The sequence below is a fragment of the Collinsella sp. CM84Y_54 genome (genome assembly GCF_036317945.1).
GTDB lineage: Bacteria > Actinomycetota > Coriobacteriia > Coriobacteriales > Coriobacteriaceae > Collinsella.
Genome location: NZ_JAWQCX010000003.1, coordinates 15,221 through 34,539, shown reverse-complemented (window position 1 = coordinate 34,539; position 19,319 = coordinate 15,221). Strand labels below are relative to the sequence as shown.

15 protein-coding genes are annotated in these 19,319 nt (G+C 61.2%); 3 read left to right on the top strand and 12 right to left on the bottom strand.

What is annotated here, in order from left to right:
• Positions 1-350: 350 nt before the first annotated feature.
• Together V2391_RS05365 and V2391_RS05360 are read left to right on the top strand one after the other, a co-directional pair.
• Complete coding sequence (locus V2391_RS05365) at positions 351-3,395, top strand: insulinase family protein (protein ID WP_329738505.1); 3,045 nt, start codon at positions 351-353, stop codon at positions 3,393-3,395.
• 389 nt (positions 3,396-3,784) lie between these two features.
• Positions 3,785-4,381: a 5-formyltetrahydrofolate cyclo-ligase gene (locus V2391_RS05360; protein ID WP_195624903.1), complete on the top strand. Its 597-nt coding sequence runs from the start codon at positions 3,785-3,787 to the stop codon at positions 4,379-4,381.
• A gap of 218 nt (positions 4,382-4,599) precedes the next feature.
• Here V2391_RS05360 and V2391_RS05355 read toward each other — a convergent pair whose 3' ends face one another.
• Positions 4,600-5,562: a hypothetical protein gene (locus V2391_RS05355; protein WP_329738504.1), complete on the bottom strand. Its 963-nt coding sequence runs from the start codon at positions 5,560-5,562 to the stop codon at positions 4,600-4,602.
• Positions 5,563-6,006: 444 nt separating this feature from the next.
• Complete coding sequence (metA, locus tag V2391_RS05350; protein WP_006235124.1) at positions 6,007-6,933, bottom strand: homoserine O-acetyltransferase MetA; 927 nt, start codon at positions 6,931-6,933, stop codon at positions 6,007-6,009.
• A 211-nt stretch (positions 6,934-7,144) separates the two neighbouring features.
• Here metA and V2391_RS05345 point away from each other — a divergent pair, with 211 nt between their 5' ends.
• Positions 7,145-8,122 carry an L-lactate dehydrogenase gene (locus V2391_RS05345; RefSeq protein ID WP_329738503.1) on the top strand — a complete coding sequence of 326 codons (978 nt, stop codon included), beginning with the start codon at positions 7,145-7,147 and terminating at the stop codon, positions 8,120-8,122.
• Between the two features lie 132 nt (positions 8,123-8,254).
• On the opposite strand, the gene V2391_RS05340 is transcribed toward V2391_RS05345, so the two are convergent.
• The 10 genes from V2391_RS05340 to V2391_RS05295 all read right to left on the bottom strand — a co-directional run bounded on the left by V2391_RS05340 (position 8,255) and on the right by V2391_RS05295 (position 19,177).
• On the bottom strand, positions 8,255-9,223 hold the full coding sequence (locus V2391_RS05340; RefSeq protein WP_329738502.1) for an SIS domain-containing protein: 969 nt from the start codon (positions 9,221-9,223) through the stop codon (positions 8,255-8,257).
• A gap of 144 nt (positions 9,224-9,367) precedes the next feature.
• Entirely contained in the window at positions 9,368-10,123 is a 756-nt protein-coding gene (locus tag V2391_RS05335) for a GntR family transcriptional regulator (protein WP_329738501.1), read from the bottom strand.
• Positions 10,124-10,125: 2 nt separating this feature from the next.
• Positions 10,126-12,105: a RecQ family ATP-dependent DNA helicase gene (locus V2391_RS05330; protein WP_329738500.1), complete on the bottom strand. Its 1,980-nt coding sequence runs from the start codon at positions 12,103-12,105 to the stop codon at positions 10,126-10,128.
• Positions 12,106-12,371: 266 nt separating this feature from the next.
• Entirely contained in the window at positions 12,372-13,091 is a 720-nt protein-coding gene (locus V2391_RS05325; RefSeq protein ID WP_329738499.1) for a GntR family transcriptional regulator, read from the bottom strand.
• A 219-nt stretch (positions 13,092-13,310) separates the two neighbouring features.
• Positions 13,311-14,318, bottom strand: a complete 1,008-nt coding sequence (locus V2391_RS05320; protein ID WP_118450051.1) for a YitT family protein — start codon at positions 14,316-14,318, stop codon at positions 13,311-13,313.
• A gap of 355 nt (positions 14,319-14,673) precedes the next feature.
• Entirely contained in the window at positions 14,674-15,303 is a 630-nt protein-coding gene (locus tag V2391_RS05315; protein WP_329738498.1) for an HAD family hydrolase, read from the bottom strand.
• Between the two features lie 87 nt (positions 15,304-15,390).
• On the bottom strand, positions 15,391-16,374 hold the full coding sequence (locus V2391_RS05310; RefSeq protein ID WP_329738497.1) for an SIS domain-containing protein: 984 nt from the start codon (positions 16,372-16,374) through the stop codon (positions 15,391-15,393).
• A 198-nt stretch (positions 16,375-16,572) separates the two neighbouring features.
• Positions 16,573-17,406 carry a PTS system mannose/fructose/sorbose family transporter subunit IID gene (locus V2391_RS05305; protein WP_329738496.1) on the bottom strand — a complete coding sequence of 278 codons (834 nt, stop codon included), beginning with the start codon at positions 17,404-17,406 and terminating at the stop codon, positions 16,573-16,575.
• 13 nt (positions 17,407-17,419) lie between these two features.
• Entirely contained in the window at positions 17,420-18,214 is a 795-nt protein-coding gene (locus V2391_RS05300; protein WP_195246997.1) for a PTS mannose/fructose/sorbose/N-acetylgalactosamine transporter subunit IIC, read from the bottom strand.
• Between the two features lie 36 nt (positions 18,215-18,250).
• Positions 18,251-19,177, bottom strand: coding sequence for a PTS mannose/fructose/sorbose transporter subunit IIAB (locus V2391_RS05295; RefSeq protein ID WP_329738495.1), 927 nt, complete (start codon positions 19,175-19,177; stop codon positions 18,251-18,253).
• Between the last annotated feature and the right edge of the window lie 142 nt (positions 19,178-19,319).

Below are 19,319 nucleotides of genomic sequence, written 5' to 3'. Positions count from 1 at the left end.
GATACGCGAGTGATGGACGAACGAGGATTTTCGGACGGTCGGATATCGAGAGTGGATATTTGGACGGTTTTTGGGGCTTTTGCGGCAGATTCCGTCCAAATATCCACTCTCGTTCAATTTGCGTCCAAATATCCACTCTCGTCAGTCCGATTTTCCACGCCCGTTCGGTCGGCGTCCGAAAATCCACGCTCGTGTGTCCGAATTTCCACTCTCGTTCGACAGGCGACCAGGACGCATCGACTTCCCATCGGTATAACCGCCAGTTCGCCGCAGAACCGCAGCCCCATATGGGTATACTCTCGAGGATTCGACTCGATTCGCCCCCGCTGGGGCGTCAAAGGAGACTGCATATGCCCACCACCTCAACCGACCCGCGCGCCGCTGCCGCCGCGCTGCTGGTGCCCGGCACCACCTGCCACGGCTTTGCCGTCGAGCGCTGCGAGACCGTGCCCGAGCTCGACTCGGACGCTTACGTGCTGCGCCACACCGCCTCGGGCGCTCGCCTGCTGTACCTGGCGTGCGACGACGAAAACAAGGCCTTTGCCATTGGATTTAAGACGCCGCCGGCCGATTCCACCGGCGTGTTCCATATTCTTGAGCACTCGGTGCTGTGCGGATCGGCCAAGTTCCCCGTCAAGGAACCATTTGTCGACCTGATCAAGAGCTCCATGCAGACGTTCCTCAACGCCATGACCTACCCCGACAAGACCATCTACCCCGTTGCCACCACCAACGAGCAGGACCTGTACAACCTGATGGACGTGTACCTGGACGCGGTGTTCAACCCGGCCATCTACACCAAGCCGACCATTTTTGAGCAGGAGGGCTGGCACTACGAGCTGGACCTGCCGGAGGGCGCCGAGGGCGAGGGCGACGACAGCTCCGCGAGCCTGCGCGAGGGCACGCTGCGCTATAACGGCGTGGTGTTCAACGAGATGAAGGGCGCGCTGTCCGACCCCATGAGCGTGCTGGACGATGCTGTTAACGCCGCGCTCTATCCCGACACCGCCTATGCGCACGAGAGCGGCGGCGATCCGCGCGCGATTCCCGCGCTCACCTACGAGCAGTTCCTGGACACGCACGCGCGCCACTACAATCCTTCCAACTCCTACATCACGCTCTATGGCGATCTGGACGTGGACCGCGCCCTGGCCTTTTTGGACGAGCGCTATCTGTCGCAGCCGAGCGCCGCGAGCCGCCGCATGGACGCAGCCGTTGCCGCCGGCGAGGACCCGTCCACGCTGGCGCCCAATCCGCTGGGCGTGCAAGCGCCCGTGACCTGCGAGTATAAGCGCGTCGAGATGGCTACCACGCCCGAAAACGCCCTGGTGGGCCTGGGCTTGGTGCTGGGCAGTGCGCTCGACCGCAAGCGCACGATCGCGGCGGACATCCTGTTCGAGGCGCTGCTGGGCTCCAACGAAGCGCCGGTTAAGAAGGCCATTCTGGCCGCCGGCCTGGGCGGCAACGTGGTGAGCTACACCGCGGCCGAGAGCCTGCAGCCCTACGAGCTCATCATGCTGCAAAATGCGCAGCCCGGCGTAGCGCGCGAGCTGCGCCGCGTGTTCCAGGACGCCTGTCGCGACCTGTGTGAGCACGGCGTTCCGCGCGAGCGCCTGGAGGCCATCATCAGCAGCAACGAATACGACCTGCGCCAGCGCGACTACGGTATCGCCGACGGCGTGGCCATTGCGTGCGACGCGCTGAGCACGTGGCTCTACGATGACGACGCTGCGACGCTGGCACTCAAGTACGGCCCGGTGTACGAGGAGCTGCGTGGCGAGCTGGACGGCAGCTATTTTGAGGACCTGCTGCGCGAGCTGGTGCTGCAGAACGACCACATGGCGCTGGTCGAGCTGGTGCCGGTGGACGCCGCCGAGGGTTCGGAGGGTGCCGAAGCCGCCGAGCTAGTAGCCAAGCGCGACGCCATGACCGATGCCGAGCTGGCCGACGTGGTCGAGCGCACGGCTGCGCTGCGTGCCGCGCAGGAGGCCGAGGACACACCCGAGGCCAAGGCCACGCTGCCGCGCCTGCGCGTGTCAGACATTGGCGAGGCGCGCCCCGAGCCGCCGCTGGTCGTGGACACGGCTGCGCCCATCCCCTGCCTGCGCCATGGCGTCCCCACCAACCGCCTGGCCTACGCCATGCAGTATTTCGACCTGAGCTGCGTCGCGTTTGAGGACCTGCCCTATGTGACGCTGCTCTGTCGCCTGCTCAAACAGCTGCCCACGAGCGAGCACTCGGCCGAGGAGCTCGACAACTTGCTCGCCGGCAAGCTGGGCTTTTTGAGCTTTACGACCGAGGTCATGACGCAGCCCGACGTGGACGGCGTGCGCCCCTATCTGCTGGTAAGCGCCGGTGCCCTGTCCGAGAAGATCGATGCGCTGGCGAGCCTGCCGCGCGAGGTGTGGTCGAGCACGCTGCTGGCGGATGCCGACGCTGACCGCGTACGCGACGTGCTCACGCAGATTCGCATTGGGCTTGAGCAGGGCTTTATCAACAACGGTCACTCGGCGGCGCTCGGTCGCGCGATGAGCTACAGCTCACCTTCGGCCGTAGTGCGCGAGCAGCTTTCGGGCGTGGACTTCTACTTGTTCCTGCGCGATCTGCTCGACCACTTTGACGAGCGCCTGGACGGCCTGCGTGCCAAGCTTGCCGAGCTGGCAGGCCGCATCTTTGTGGCCGACGGCTGCCTGGCGAGCTTTACCGGCAGCGATGAAGACTTTAACGCATACTGGGCCGCCGCGGGCGACCTGGGGCTGGACGCTGGCGACAGCGCCGATGCCGGCCGCGACGCGCTCGTGGTGCCGACGCCGTGCGACCGCCACGAGGCTTTTGTTATCCCCAGTGACATCTGCTTTGCGGCAAGCGCGTGCGACCCGCGTCGCTTGGGGCTCGACGTGACAGGCGCCTGGGCGGTTGCCGCCAACGCACTCTCCTACGACTACCTGTGGAACGAGATCCGCGTGAAGGGCGGCGCGTACGGCTGCGGATTCCGCGCGGCCGGCGAGCGTCAGACGGCGTTCTACACCTACCGCGACCCGGCGATCGACCCCTCGATTGAGCGCGTTGCGCACGCAGGCGAATGGCTCGGCAGCTTTGAGCCCAACGAGGCCGCCTTTGAGGGCTTTATCGTGAGCTGCGTGAGCGGCATGGACGCGCCGGTGAAGCCGTATGCGCTCACCAAGCGGCGCAACACGACCTACCTGGCCGGGCTCGATCCGCACGCGCGCGAGGAGCGTCGCGCCCAGATGCTCGCCGCCACGCCCGGTGAGCTGCGCTCGCTCGGCGCCGATGTGACGCGCATTGCGGCTGCCTCGCCCACCTGCGTCTTTGGCGGACGCGACGTCATCGCCAAGAGCAACGCCGGCTTCAACGTCATCGACCTGCTGGGCTAACGCACAAAGGTAGATTTTTGGGATATGCCTGAAAATCTACCTTTTCTTTTGCCGCTGCTTGGGCGGGGCAGCTCAGCCCATCCCACCAGTTTGTCCCGATCTGTAACGCCAAGGCGGCAATATTGGCTCCAGATGTTATAAATCGAGACGTTTTCGGATGACGCCGGCCCTTTGTCTCAATCTGTAATATCTGGAGCCGATTTTGCCGAGCTACTGTTACAGATCGAGACAAACCGCCGCAAACACCCGCCCTTCGTCAAAACCGCCACGAAGGTGTCCATGAACTGCCCCCTTTGCGATGGTTTATGTGGTGGTTTGGGTGTTTGCCCAGATAAAACCTGCCAAAATAAACCTGTCCCTTTTTGGCAGGTTTGCTAGAGGAGGTTGGGATGGACAAGGCCGAGTTGCGGAAGGCGGTGATTGCTCGGCGCGACGCTCTTGATTTGGATGTGCGGGCAGCGAAGTCTGCCGTTATCTGTGCGCGGCTTGTTGAGCTGTTGGATCACTTGGGTACCGCAGCGCCGCACACCGTTGCCGTCTATGCCGCGATGGGTTCCGAGGTCGACCCAGCCGCGTTTGCCGCTGCGGCCGCCAAACACGGCTGGCGCGTGGCCTATCCGTGCATGTTCTCGGCAACAGACGCCGCAGCTTGTGGCCAGCGCATGTGCATGCGGGCAGTTGCCGCCGACGATGCGTCCGCGGCGCCGTTTATCGCCCACCCCACGCGGGCCTTCGCGGCCACAGACATCGACAGCGGCCGCTTCCCTATCGTGCCTGCCGAGGCTCTCGACATGATTATCGTGCCGCTCGTAGCATTCGACCGCGCCGGCGCGCGCCTGGGCTACGGCGGCGGCTGCTATGACCGCTACCTGCCCATGCTCTCGTCCGCATGTCAAATCATCGGCATAGCCTTTGACGAGCAGCGTGTCGGCCACGTTCCCACCGACGCCCACGACCTGCCGCTACCCCACATCATCAGCGCCTGATCGCCGCTGTATCGCACCCGCAAGTTGAGCGTGGAAAATCTCCCACTTTGAGCCCCCTTACGAGCCAAAAACGGGAGATTATCCACGCTCATTCAACAAGCGTCCAAAAATCCACGCTCGTGTGTCCGAAAATCCACGCTTAACCAATGCGCGTCCAGATTTCCACACTCGTCCGTCCGGATTTCCACGCTCGTGCGGCTCAACGCTCTGCAACCGCCTCAGCACACACGCGGCACGCCGGCAACCTTGAGTTTGCGATCGAGCTTTGACGGGTCCCTCAGATCATCCCAGCACAAGCGCACGATCTTACAGTTATCAAGTAGCGAAAGCCTCGACTCGCGCTGACGCTCATCAAATTGCGCCTTTGCGAGCTTGCCCTCCTCCGCCGCCTTCTCGCTTTTAACGAATCCGTCGAACTCACCGATAATCAGCCGGTCGCCCACGCGCCACAAGTAGTCAACGCGATATGGCCGTCCCGGCTCAACTGGGTCGAACAGCTCAACTTGCAGCTCCGGCGTCTGCCAGCCGCGCTCAATCATCAGCGCGCGTGCCTTGGACTCGCCACCGCTTTCCGACAGGCCATCGGCACACCGCGCAACCCTGCGCGCCGTCACAACACCGCGACGATTCAGGCCAAGCTTGTCGACCATCTCAACGAGATGCTCCTTTGACAACAGCCGCTCATGAAGCGCCGAGTCCGCAATGATCAGTCCCTCGACAAACGACGCATCGACCAGGCAATCCGCAATCGTCTGATCGATATCGGTCACGGCAATATCCATCTGGATTGCCCGCGTTTGACGAGCATAACGATGTCGAATCACCTGAGAGCCCGGCGTCGTCGATTGCGCCGGCGCCGCGGCGATATGGATGTGCTTCAAATTGGCATGCGAAACCGAAAGGCCATAGATAACAGCCGCCGTATAGGAGCAAAACGTCCAGTCGGGATGCTTTTGCGCAAGGGCCCGCACCCGGTGCAGATAACGCTGCCGAAACTTGAGCTCGGACCAATAATCCGGACGCGCATACAGCCCCGGCATGACCGCCTCTAGACTTCCCGCCGCCACCCGCCGCTCAATCTGCTTTGCCTCCGCCGCCGTGCGTGCGTACACGCAGCTCAGCTGCTGTTCGCATGCTTTAATGTGGCTTGTAAGTCTTTGATTCGCCGTCATGTTTCCCATGTCGCCTCCCAACTCTTGGAACGGCGCAAACGTACCAGACGGTTTCATGCGAAGTCTGACCAAATGCTGTCCAGGCGCTGACCAAATGCTTGACGGTTTTGGACGTTTTAGGCTGATGACTTATATCTGCAGGTAGAAGCCTTACCGAGAGGTCCCTGTCTCCACATTTAGATGCCTGTGTCCATCGGATTATCAGAAAGAAAAACCCGTCGAGATACGAGACTACGCCGAATGCGACTTGGTCTCTTCACGCACCGTCTCTTAGCCGAGCCATCGGCATCTACATACCTAAAAAAATGAGCGTGGATAATCTCCCGCTTTGAGCCCGTTCCTCGGACAAAAATGGGAGATTATCCACGCTCGATTTGTAAACGTCCGAAAATCCACGCTCGTGTGTCCGGATATCCTCACTCGTCACGTCACGGCAGCAGCCACAGCCGTAGCCTAGTGCTCCTCGCCGGCGCGGGCCAGGTCGTAGGGCGTGGTCTGGTAGACGTAGTAGTTGAGCCAGTTGGTGTAGAACAGCTGAGCCTGGCTGCGCCAGACGTTGCGCGGCTCGGCGGTGGGGTCGTCACCCGGGAAGTAATGCGCCGGCACCTGAGGGTTGAGCCCGCGCTTAACGTCGCGCTCGTACTCCAGACGCAACGTGTCGGTATCGTACTCGGGGTGACCAAATACAAAGAAGCGACGGCTGTCGGTCGACTTGACGATGTACAGGCCCACCTCGTCTGACACGGCCACGACCTCAAGCTGCGGCTCGGCCTCCACGTCCTCACGGCGCACATCGGTGTTGCGCGAATGCACGGCATAGAAACGGTCGTCAAAGCCGCGAACCAGCGGGCTTTGCGGCTTCACCAGATAATGCTCAAACACGCCACTCGCCTTTGCCGGCAGGTCGTACTTCTGGATACCGTAATGATGGTAGAGCCCCGCCTGCGCGCCCCAACAAATGTGCAGCGTGGAGTGCACGTGCGTGGTAGACCAGTCCATGATCTGGCAGAGTTCGGGCCAGTAGTCGACCTCCTCGAACGGCATCTGCTCCACCGGCGCGCCCGTGATGATCAGGCCGTCGTAGTGGATGTCGCGGATGTCGTCGAACGTGCGGTAAAACGTCTCCAGGTGGCCGGCGCTCACATGCGTGGCCTCGTGCGTCTTGGTGCGCAGCAGGTCCACCTCCACCTGCAGCGGCGTGTTGGAGAGCTTGCGCATGATCTGCGTCTCGGTGGCGATCTTGGTGGGCATGAGGTTGAGAATGAGCACGCGCAGCGGGCGGATGTCCTGATGCAGTGCGCGGTACTCGGTCATGACAAAGATGTTCTCGCTCTCGAGCTGCGCGGCGGCAGGGAGGGCGTCGGGAATGCGAATGGGCATGGATGCTCCTTACGAGTCAGTTGCAGCTATGGTACAACGACCGGCCCCATCCGAGCGAGCACATCACCCAGCGATGCCGTCAGCGGCCCAAATCACCCCAAAAGTAGAGATTAGGGCATGTCCCAAAAATCTACGGCGCTTTAGTCTAGCAAAGTGGCAGCTGGACGCTACAATGGTTCGACGCGAAAAACTCGGCCGAAAGGATACTCATATGTACCAGACGCGTAAGATCGGTGTGGTCGGCCAGGGCCACGTAGGAGCACATGTCGCCAACAGCCTGCTTATGCAGGGCATTGCCGACGAGCTGTACCTGTGCGATATCAACGAGGCCAAGGTGACGTCCGAGGTCCAGGACCTGCGCGACTCCCTTTCGTTTGTCCCGTATAACACCAAGATCGTCAACTGCTACGACCACTTCGAGGAGCTGGCCTGCTGCGACGTCATCGTCAACGCCGCCGGCAAGGTCGCGCTGGCCGCCGGCAACCGCGACGGCGAGCTGTTCTTTACCACCGACGCCGCCCGCACCTTTGCCAAGCGCATCGTCGACGCCGGCTTCGACGGCATCTTTGTGAGCATCTCCAACCCCTGCGACGTCGTGTGCACCGAGCTGTGGCACCTGACCGGCTACGATCCCAAGAAGATCATCGGCTCGGGCTGCGGCCTGGACTCCGCCCGCCTGCGCACCGAGATCTCCAAGAAGGTCGGCGTGAGCCCCAAGTCCATCGACGCCTACATGATCGGCGAGCACGGCTTTAGCCAGCTGGCTGCCTTTAAGGCTGCGACCATCGCCGGCAAGAGCCTCAACGAGCTTCAGGCCGAGAACCCCGACAAGTACGCCTTCGACCACATGGAGGTCGAGGAGCTCGCGCGCAAGGGCGGCTATGTGACCTACCAGGGCAAGCAGTGCACCGAGTACGCCGTCGCCAACTCCGCCGCGCGCGTCTGCGCCGCCGTGCTGCACAACGAGCACGCCGTGCTTTCCGCCTCCACGCTCATGACCGGCCAGTATGGCGAGGAGGGCATCTTTACCTCCCTGCCGTGCGTGATCGGCGCCGGGGGCGTCGAGGAGGTCTACACGCTCGACCTGTCCGAGTACGAGCTCGAGGGCTTCCACAAGAGCTGCCAGCACATCCGCGACAACATCGCCCAGCTCGACTGGTGGGACGCCGAGGCCTACGACGCAAAGTAGGCCGCTGGCTGCCGCAACCTTGCGAATCTAAACGCGATGCCAAGCGGGCCGCGCCGGAAATCCCCGGCGCGGCCCGCTTTTTTGACTCACGCAGTGCCCTTGCGAATCGAAGGTGAATACTTTTCCCGGTGCCTAGTACTGCTCGATGCCCATGTAGCGACGGACCTCGGGGCTGTGGTCGAACACCTTGCCGCGGGCGGCGCGCAGCTCGCAGCTCATCGCATAGAAGAAGATCGGCTCCAGGAACGAACGCACGCTGGCGGGCACCTCGCCCACGCCGTACTCGAGCGCATCGAGCACCATAACCGTATCGGTGTGCGTGTTGAGGAACGCAAGTGCACGCTCCTCCATGGGACGGCACTCGCCCGATCCGAGCTGTACAAAGTAGAACACGCCGGGCTCGGTGGCTTCGAACGGGCCGTGGAAGTACTCGCCGGAGTGGATATAGCAGCAGTGCTGCCACTGCATCTCCATGAGCGAGCAGATGGCCATAGCGTAGGTCTGGCTAAAGTTGGGGCCGGATCCCAGGATATAGAAGAACTTGTGCTGCTGGCAGAGCTCGGCAAAGCGATCGCCCAGCTCGGCGTTGACCTTCTCGCGGGCAGCGGGCAGCAGGGCATCCATCTGCTTAAGGCCGGCGTACATGTCGGCGAGTGCCTCGTAACCCTCCTGCTGGTCGAGCAGTTCGGCAGCGATCAGAGCGCCGATGCCCTGCGGCACCTCGGCCTGCGGCACGCCCTCGCCCCACGGATAGACCCAGGTAGTCCACTTGCCGTTATCGATCTTGGAGCCTTCGCAGTCGGTCATGGCCACGACCTCGGCGCCGGCTGCCAGCGCCATCTCGCAGCCGTCGACGACCTCCTGCGTGTTGCCGCTGTGGCTGCAGGCGATGACGAGCGACTTCTCGCCAAGACTCTTGGGAGCCATCAGGCAAAACTCGCGCGCCGTGTAGACCGTCGAGGTAAACGTGGTTGCCTCGCGCTTGAGCAGCTCGTTGGCCGGCATCAGGTCGATCATCGAACCGCCGCAGGCGATCCAAAAGACGTTCTCAATCTTGCCCTTGCGCTCGATAATTTCCTGAATCAGATCGTGTGCGTTCATGGTGATGCCCCTTCTTGTGTGGCGGTTTTGAACGACGTCAGCTCGTACCTGCGGTCGTTCTATGTTGTCCTATTTATAGCACGCATGACGACGCCCGTGAAGCCATCTCACCAAATTTGTTCTATATCGTTCTATCTGTGGACGTTAGATGTCGAACACGTAGCGCGAACCCACGATCTTTTGGCGTCCGAGCAGCAAGGGCCGCTCGTCCTCATCGGTAAAGTACGCCTCCATATAGAAGAGCGGCTCACCGACCGGCACCTCCAGCAGCGAGGCCGCCTGAGCATCGGCAAGCGCAATCTCCACAGTACAGGGGTCGGACTTGAGCGGCGCGCGGCCCGAATGCTCGGCAACGAGCGCAAAGATGGAATTGTCCGTGAGATCCTTGTCGGCAAGCGTCTGCAGATAGGGATGGTCAGCCAGCACAAAAGCGTTGTTTTCGAGCATGACGGGCACGCCGTCTGCCGTGCGCACGCGCTCGACAACGATGAGCTCGCAGCCGGGTTCCACCCCAAAAAACGCCGCGTCCTCGCGCGTCGCCGCAACCACCGTGCGCGACACCAGGCGTGCTCCGGCCGCCATGTCGTTGGCAGCGCAACCCTCGGAAAAGCTCTGAACGTCACCCTTCTGGACAATCTTGCGCTTAAGCTTGGGCGCACACACAAACGTGCCCCTCCCCTGCTGGCGGTTGAGATACCCCGCGCGCGACAGCTCCTCGATGGCGCGGCGCACGGTGATGCGTCCCACGCCGTAGTACTTCGCGAGCTCCATCTCGGAAGGAATGCGCGAGCCGGATGCGTACACGCCACGCGCGATCTCACCTTTTAGGTCGTCCATAACCTGCTGGTACAGCGGCACGGCGGACACCTCAGTGCGCTCGGTTTTATTGTCGGATGCCATCGTTATGCTCCATTCCGTGCATGCTCGGACTCAAATTCTTCAATCGCCGCCATAAACTGCTCGCCAAAGGCGTCGGCCTTTTTCTCGCCGATGCCGTTGACCTGGATAAGCTCGTCGAGCGTCTGCGGGCGCAGGCGGCACAGACCGCGCAGGGCCTTGTCGGAGAAGACCATGTACGGCGCCATCTCCAGCTCGGTCGAAATCTCCTTGCGCAGGGCACGCAGGCGCTCGAACAGCTCGACATCGTCACCCACGCGCGGGCGCTGATCCAGCTCGGCCTCCTCGCGCAGCAGATCAACCGCACGGCGGGCACGGGCCGAGGCCTTGCGCTTGGACGCGCGACGCTTAACGGTAAAGGCAAACGCCTCGTCCTCGACCTCGCCGGCGCGCGGGCCCAGCCCCACGACCGGGTACTGCCCCTGCGAGGTAGCCAGATAACCGCGGCCGTACAGCTGGCCGATGATGTCCTTGATGCGCCCGACCGATTCGCTCGACAGCTCACCATAGCCGCGGTCCTCGTCCAGATGCATCTGGCGAATGCGCTCGGTGTTGCCGCCGTGAAGCACGTCGGCGATGAGCGACTTGCCAAAGCGCATGGGTCGCGTGGCCACATAGCGCACGGCAGCGCGGGCCATATCGGTGACGTCCTCGACCTCGAACTGCGTGAGGCAGTTGCTGCAGTTGCCGCAGCCCTCGGCCTCGTCCGTGGCGGTGCCGCCCGTACCGGCCGCGACATGCTCGGCCGCGGCCTCGTCGCCAAAGTAGCGCAGCATGTATTCGCGCAAGCAGCCGGTGGTATTGCAGTAGCCCTCCATCTGGCTGAGCAGGCGATATCGATTCTGGAGCGCCCACGCGCGCTGCTCGTCGTCGAGCGCCTCGTCGGCAGCATCGCCGCGGTCGATCAGAAAGCGGCGCATGCGAAAATCGTTACCGTTCCACAGCAGGTGGCAGCTGGCCGGGTCGCCGTCGCGGCCAGCGCGGCCAGCCTCCTGGTAGTAGGCCTCGATACTCTCGGGCACGTTGTTGTGAATTACGTAGCGCACGTTGGGTTTGTCGATGCCCATGCCAAAGGCGTTGGTGGCAACCATCACCTGGATATCGTCGTCGATAAAGGCGCGCTGGCTTTGGCGGCGGGCGTCGTTGCCCATGCCGGCATGGTAACGGCCAACGCGAATGTCACTGGGGCCCAGCGCCTCGGCAAGCTCACCTGCCAGCGCATCGACGGTCTTGCGGGTCGAGCAATACACGATGCCGCTCTCGCCCGAATGCGCGATCACATAGTCGCGCACCCACGCGGCCTTGGCTTTGTCGCCCATCTCCTCGCAGCCAAAGTAGAGGTTCTTGCGATCGAAGCCCGTCACCACCGTCGCGGGGTTTTGCAGGCCGAGCATCTGCTGGATGTCCGCACGCACGCGCTCGGTTGCCGTAGCGGTAAAGGCCGCCACAATGGGACGCTGCGGAAGCGATTCGATGAACTCGCGAATCTGCAGGTAGGCGGGGCGAAAATCCTGGCCCCATTGGCTCACGCAGTGCGCCTCGTCAATGGCCACGAGCGGCACGCCGATGCCGCCGTCGGCCGCGGCCTCCTGTGCAAAGGTTAAAAAGCGTGGCTCGAGCAGGCGCTCGGGCGCCACGTACATAAGCTGGTAGCGGCCCTCGCACGCCCGCTTGAGCACGGTGTTTTGCTGAGCCGGGGTAAGGCTGGAGTTGAGATAGCTGGGTCGCGCACCCGCCGCAAGCAGCGCACGGGTCTGGTCCTCCATAAGCGACAGCAGCGGACTCACCACAAAGGTGATGCCGGGCAGCATGAGCGCGGGCACCTGGTAGCAAATGGACTTGCCGGCGCCCGTGGGCATAACGCCCAGCGCATCGCGACCGGCAAGGATCGCATCGACCATGCGGTCCTGTCCCGGGCGAAACGAGGTGTAGCCAAAATAGGCGCCGAGCGTGTCGAGCGCCATCTGCTGCATGCTATCGGCCATGGTTTCCTAACGTTCAAGTCATCTGCCGCCGATTATACGCCGCCACGCGGACCGGTGCCGCGCCGCTGCCGGCCACGGGCGATGCAATCCGAAGGGAACGAGCGCGGATTTTTGGACACTTTCCGGATGAGCGTGGATAATCTCCCACTTTGAGCACGCCGTTGAGCCAAAAACGGGAGATTATCCACGCTCATTCTGCAAATTGCCGCTCTGGCGGGCTTGCAGCGTCGAGCCGTTGCGCGGTTTGGAAAACCGCGCAACTAGAGCTACATGACCATGACGTAGCGCGATCCCACGTAGTACTGCTTACCCATCAGGACCGGCTCATCGTTGGGACCGGTAAAGCCGGCGCGCAGGTTGAGCAGCGGATCATGCGGGGCAATGTCCAGCTCGGCCGCCTGCTCGGCATTAGCTCGAACGGCCTCGACCGTACGGTAGCCAACCGAGACAATCGGGATTCCGCCAACACGCTCGACCTCGGCAAAAATCGACTTGTCCTCAAGATCGGCCGTCAACAGCTCACGGTAGGCATCAAACGGCACAAAGATGTTCTCCTCAAAGATGGGCTCGCCGTCGGCCGTACGCACGCGCTTGATATGCAGCAGCAGCGCATCCTTCTGCAGGCCAAAGAACTCCATCTCGTTTTGGCGCGCCGGAACGATCTGGCGATCGATCACATGCGCACCGGCCTTCATGCCGTTGTTGGCACACAGCGCGGTAAACGTCTGCAGCGTCGAGGCGTGAAACTGGCGATTGATGTGCGGCGTGGAAACAAAGGTGCCGCGGCCCTGCTGCTTAACCAGGTAGCCATCGGAGCACAACTCCTCGACGGCGCGGCGCACCGTAATTCGGCTCACGTCGTACTGCTCGGCTAGCTCAAGCTCGGACGGAATACGCTCCTTGGGTGCATAAACACCTTTCTCGATCGCATCTTTGATTTCGTCATAAATCTGCTGGTAAAGCGGTGCATTTTTGGGTGCAGGCATATCTGATCACTCTTATCGAAATATCGAAATAACTAATACGTATATAACGTCTAGTTTCATATTATCTCATATTGATAAAACGATACACCATCCCTACCAAAAAGCGACAGCTTCATTTTGGTAGGTTTTATCTGGGCGAACGAAAGTCCCTCGAAAGCAACGGGGCTTTCGAGGGGCTCATGCGGAAGGGTTGCGCCGGGCCGGCAAAATGCCAATACCCTACTTGCCGTCGTCCTGCTGCAGGCTGTCCTGCTCGCTGAGGCGCGCCTGCCTGCTGGCCATGCGCGCGGGCTTGTCGGGATCGGGTACGGCCGTGGGCATGGGCTCGTCGACATGACCGCCCCACCAGCCGCCCACAAAGTTGAGCGTGTGGAACACGTTGATCACGGCACCGGGATCAATGTCGCACACCAGCTTGATAATGTCCTGGCTCTCGTAGGTCGAGACAACGGCGTGCAGCAGGTACATCTTTTCGCGGCTGTATCCGCCGATGACCTCGGCACAGCTAATGCCGTGCTGAAAATGGTCAACATAGGCGGTCATGACCTCGTCTGCCTTGCGCGTCGTGATCTGCAGCGTCACGCGGTCGTAGCGACGATAGAAACTGTCGATGGTCTTGGTCGAAATAAACTGGAACACGATGGAGTACGCCGCATTGTCCCAGCCAAACATAAAGCCAAAGATCGCCAGGATAAAGCAGTTGAAACCAAAGATGACGCCCCAGATAGTCTTGCCCGTGTGGTTGGAGACCCACAGCGCGATAAAGTCGGTGCCGCCGGTGGATGCGCCGGACTTTAGCGCGATGGCAGCGCCCAGACCCGAGACCACGCCGCCAAAAATGATGAGCATGATCTTGTCGCCCAAAAACGGAGCAAAGTGAAAGATGTTGAGGAACAGCGATGAGAGCACGACCTGCATCATCGAGAAGATGACGAAGCGCTTGCTGATGCCGCTCCAGCATAGGAGCGCCACGGGGATGTTGAGCGCAAGCATACCGAGCGAGATGTCGATGTGGACGCCGCCCAGCGAGGTAACGCGATCGAGTAGGACCGCGACGCCGGTGAGACCGCTCGGAAGCAGGTCGGCGGGTTGAATGAACGCCTGGATCAGAAATGTCTGGAGAACGGCAGAAATGGTGACCGCCACGGCGGTGATGGCGCGGCGGACGATGGTGAGGCGGCCGAGCACGAGCACGCGATCCGTGAGCTGTTCGATGGCGTTCGCCACGTAGGCTCCCTTCGAAGGCAGATGTAGTTGTGGGGCATGCCCGCGATTGTAGCATGGAGCGTGCGGGGGCGCTTCAATTCACCCTCTCTCGACAACCAAAACGGGACCAGCAACCCCCACGACCAAAGGGCTAAATTCCAAGTGAGTAGACTTTTTACGATCTGCCGAGCACACCCAAAACAGCCACCTCTGTGACCTGCGGTTTTACAAAGGAAGATATGCATTGTGCTCGGCCTGCGCCAAAAAGTCTACTCACTTAGCCCGAATCGAAGCCAAACGAATCAAAATCGAAACCAAATTGAGCCAGTCCACCGCAAAAAACGTTTGAACCCGTGCTTCTCGCGGCGGATTGACATTACAAAGCGGCCAAAATGTCGGTCAGATTATCGATAACGGCATCGGCTCGCGATTGGTCGAGGTTGACGCCCTCGTGCGGACGCAGTGCCAGGACGCGGGCGCCGGAGCGCTTACCGGCCTCGATGCCCAAAGGCGAGTCCTCGATAACCAGGCACTCGGTAGGCTCCACCCCCAGCGCCTCCATGGCACGCAGGTAGATCTCGGGGTCGGGCTTAAACGCACTGCACTCGTGACCGCTGATGGTGTAGTCCAGCACGTCGGCAATACCGGCAATCTCCACTAGCTCGTCGATCAGCTCGCGATAGGACGAGCTCGCGATGGCGCACTTCACGCCGCGCTCGTGCAGCTCACGCATCACCGGCTCCGTCTGCTCGTTGAGAAGCTCGGCATACGGAACGGGGTGGTCCGGGCTATAAACCTGCTTGTACTCCACGCGCAGGCGCTCGCGCAGCTCAACATCGTCGGGCACCAGCGCCTTCCAGATGGCGGGCTCGTTAGACCCCGAAAGATCGGGGATCTCGTCAAAGTGGAAGCCCTTCTCTTCCATAAATGCCACGCGGCGACGGTTGTAGAACCACTCGGTATCGACCAGCACGCCGTCCATGTCAAACAGCACTGCCTTGATCATACGCATCTCCTTTCGATAGCAAAAAAAGGGGACGGGGCGCAAACCCCATCCCCTCTCAATCAACCCGTAAGGTCTACTTACTTGTGATTAGTAGGAAAGCTTCCACATGTAGCGACGCATGGTCAGCGGGTGCTGACGGGCCTCGGCGATCTGGTTGCCGTACTCACGCATAACGGCGAGGTGCAGCAGCGGGTTGAAGTAGGTGATGACGCTCGCGGGCACGGCGTCAGCCAGGCCGTAGTCCTTGGAGTCGATCAGAGCGACCTTGGCGCCCATGCGCTCAAGGAAGGTGAGGGCGCGGGCGTCCATCGGACGGGTAGCGCCATCGGACATGAAGAAGACGTAGGGCTTACCCTCGGTGGAAACCTCGAACGGGCCGTGGAAGTACTCGCCGGTGTTGTAGGCGGCGGCGTCGATCCACTGCATCTCGGTGAACAGGAAGGCGGCGTGAGAGTAAGCCATCTTCTCGGAGGCGCCGGAAGCCATGAAGTAGATCATCTTGTCGTCCTTGAAGTCCTCGGCGAACTTCTTGGCGAGCTTCTTGCAGTGCTGAGCGGCGTTCTCGCAGAGATCGAAGACGTTGGTGAGGCCGGTGATCATGTCCTCGTAGTGGTCATAGCCCTCGGTCTGCTGAAGGATCTCGACAGCAAGAGCGATGGCGTAGCCGGGCTTCTCGCACTTGGCAGCGAAGTTGGCGTGGAAGCCGTGAACGATGACGTAGTCAGCGTCGACGGTCAGAGCGGAGCCAGCCTTGTTGGTGAGGGAGACGACCGGGCAGTTGTGCTTCTTGGCGGTCTTGTTGGCCTCGACGGTCTCGGGCGTGGAGCCACCGAGGGAGCAGGTGATCACGAAGGTGTGCTCGTTGACCCAGGAGGGCGTGTCGTAGTTGAACTCGTTAGCGGTGAAGATCTGAACGTTCAGCTTGTCCGTGTTGTTGGCCAGGAAGTACTTGGCGGGGTAAAGGTCGGACATGGAAGCGCCGCAGCCGACGAAGGCGACGCTGTGGATCTCGTGGTTGGACAGGACGTCAGCGACGATCTGCTTAGGGAGGTTAAGGTCGATCTCGTACATCTGACACATTCCTTTCGATTTTTGCGGCGCCACATTGCCGGGCGCTCGCAGGGTTACCGTGATTTGGACCGAGTCGCCGGCCCGTTGAGGATGTGACAAAGGAACTGTCCCTTTGACACATTTAGGGATGGAAGCCTGCCTGGGGTATGGGATGCCAGGCAGGCCCCCGGGGGAAAACGATTAGGCGCTTGGTCGCGACTAGGCCAGGATGCCGGCCGCGGAGAGGGCGATGCCGCCCACGATGGCGATCACGAGAAGCCAACCGGTGTTGACGTTCTTCTTGATGAGCCAGTACATAAGGCCAGTGAGGCCAAGGGAAATCATCTGGGGCATCATGCCATCCAGGATGTCCTGAATCACGACGGTGCCGTCAGCGAACTGCAGCGGGGTGGTGGCGCCGATCAGCGTGGCGATCATGCCGCCCACGGACATAAGACCCACGATGCCGCAGACATACATGAGCTTCTCCATGAGGTCGCCGCCCTGAAGCTTGCTCAGGTACTCGTGGCCGCCCTGATAGCCCATCTTGGCTGCGAACCAAGTAATCAGCACGGAGGGGACGATGGAGATGAGAAGGGCCAGGATTGGGCCCATGATGGAGCCCTGCTGAGCCAGCTGAACGCCCAAGCCAAAGGCGATAACGCGGATGGTGCCCTGGAAGAAGGAGTCACCGATGCCGGAAAGCGGGCCCATAAGGGAGGTCTTGACCGCGTTAATCGAATCGGGGTTGAAGTTCTCGGGATCCTTGGCGTACTCCTCCTCCATGGAGGCAGCGAGGCCCAGGATGAAAGCGCTCGTCTGCGGGGTGCAGTTGTAGAACGCCATGTGACGGTGGTAAGCCTCTTTCTTAGCAGCAAGCTGCTTGGGGTCGGACTCGTCCGGATAGAGGCGATCGAGCGTGGGAACCATTCCGTAGAGGAAGCCCATGTTCATCTGACGCTCGTAGTTCCAAGAGGCCTGGATGGCCCAGGAGCGCCAGAAGAACTGGCTGACCTTCTTGTTCAGGGACACGTCCTTGGTTGCGGTTGCCATAGTGTGTTCCTCCTTAGTCTTCGTCGTCTTCGAGCGGATCGTAGTCGGAATCGACACCGGCGGCTGCATGGGAACCGTTGAACTTGAAGCCCATGAAGACGACAGCCAGGCACACACCGATCAGAGCGACCGCAATGACGGACAGGTTGAGGTAAGCGGCGAGCAGGAAACCGATGAACAGGAACGGAGTCATACCCTTCTTGATCATCATGGTGAGTAGCAGGGCCAAGCCGTAGGCGGTCATGATCTTGGTCGAAACGTTAAGACCAGTGGACAGCCACTCGGGAACCATGTTGACGATGGCCTGAACCAGGTCGGTGCCAACAAAGACGGCGAGGAAGATCGGCAGGAAGTACATGATGGCGTACAAACCGGAGCCGGCGCAGATGTGCATACGGTAGGCGGTCTTGAACTTTCCGTTATCAATCGCGTTATCTGCCACATGGGTGAGGACGGCGATGATGGAACGGAACACGATGCCGAGGAGCTGACCCAGGACGGCGACCGGGATGGCGATCGTCATGGCGGTCTCGGCGGAAGCATCGGTCAGGCACGCAAAGGCAGCGGCCACGATGCCGCCCAGGACCATATCGGGCGGAACGGCGGCGCCGACCTGCACCAGGCCCATGGACACGAGCTCGACGGCGGCACCGACGGCAAGACCGGTGGGCACATCGCCCAGCAGCAGACCGACGAGCGTAGCGCCAACGAGGGGCTGCTCGAAGTTAAGACGACCGAGCAGGCGAGAGTCCCACATGCAGAACACGCCGACGAGGCCGACGAGCACCGCACTGATGAACGTATTCATACCCTTCTCCTTTCAGTCAGGCAAAAGCCTGGTTGATTACAGCTTGGCGTCGATGTCGACGCTCTGATACGTAGGGGTCTGCTGGACGTAGAGCTTGATGCCCATATCGAGCAGCTGGTTGACGTCGGCCTTCTGGGTGGCGTCGAGGAAGACGGAGCTGTCCTTGCCGCCAATCTGATCGGCACCGTCGTGGTTGGCGGTGGCGCCCAGGTTGATGGCGTCGAGCTTGTAGCCCTGGCAGAACTGCAGCATCTCGGCCGTGTTGCCAAAGACGAACATGACGCGCTCACCGAGGGTGTTGAGCTTGTCCATCTTGGCGAGGGCACGCTCGACGGTGAAGACGTTCAGGCGCACGCCCTGGGGCTTGGCCAGCTTAAGAGCGCCCTTCTTGATGTCATCGTTGGCGGCAGCGTTGTCGACGACGATGATGCGCTCGGCCTGGACCTTTGTGGTCCAGGTAAAGACGACCTGGCCGTGCAGCAGACGGTAGTCAAGACGTGCGAGGACGATCTTGGCGGGACCGGAGCTGTGACGGGGCGCCTTGCCCTTCTTGGCGGGAGCCGCGGGGGCAGCCTCGACCGGGGCGTTGGGGTTGGTCAGACCGGTGCGGGCCTCGTTGATGAGGGCTGCGAGCTCGGCACCCTTGACGGGGACGGGGCTCATAGCAAGCGTGAGCGCCAGCGGGATGTTGAAACCACTGACAACCGTGAACTTCGTGCCGTTCTTGGAAAGCTCGACCATGTTGTTGTTGACCGAGCTGCCGAGCATATCGGTCAGCACATAGACGGTGTCGTCCGCGTTGAACGTGGCGATCATGGCGTCCACCTTATTGGTGATGGGCTCCTTGTCGTCACGAGCAAGCGACACGACGTGGACGTTCGACACGTCGCCGAGAACCATCTCGAGCGTGTCTTTGGCGCCTGCGGCCAGGCCGCCATGAGATGCGAGAATGATCTGATTCATCTTGCCTCCTCCTTTTCGTTATGGTCATTATAACGTCTTATACGTTGCTTATATTGCTAATTAGTATAAAGACCGTTCGCGGGTGATAATCGACCGTTGACGGGTTTAACGTACTTGAAACGTTGGGGCTGGATAGGCCGGC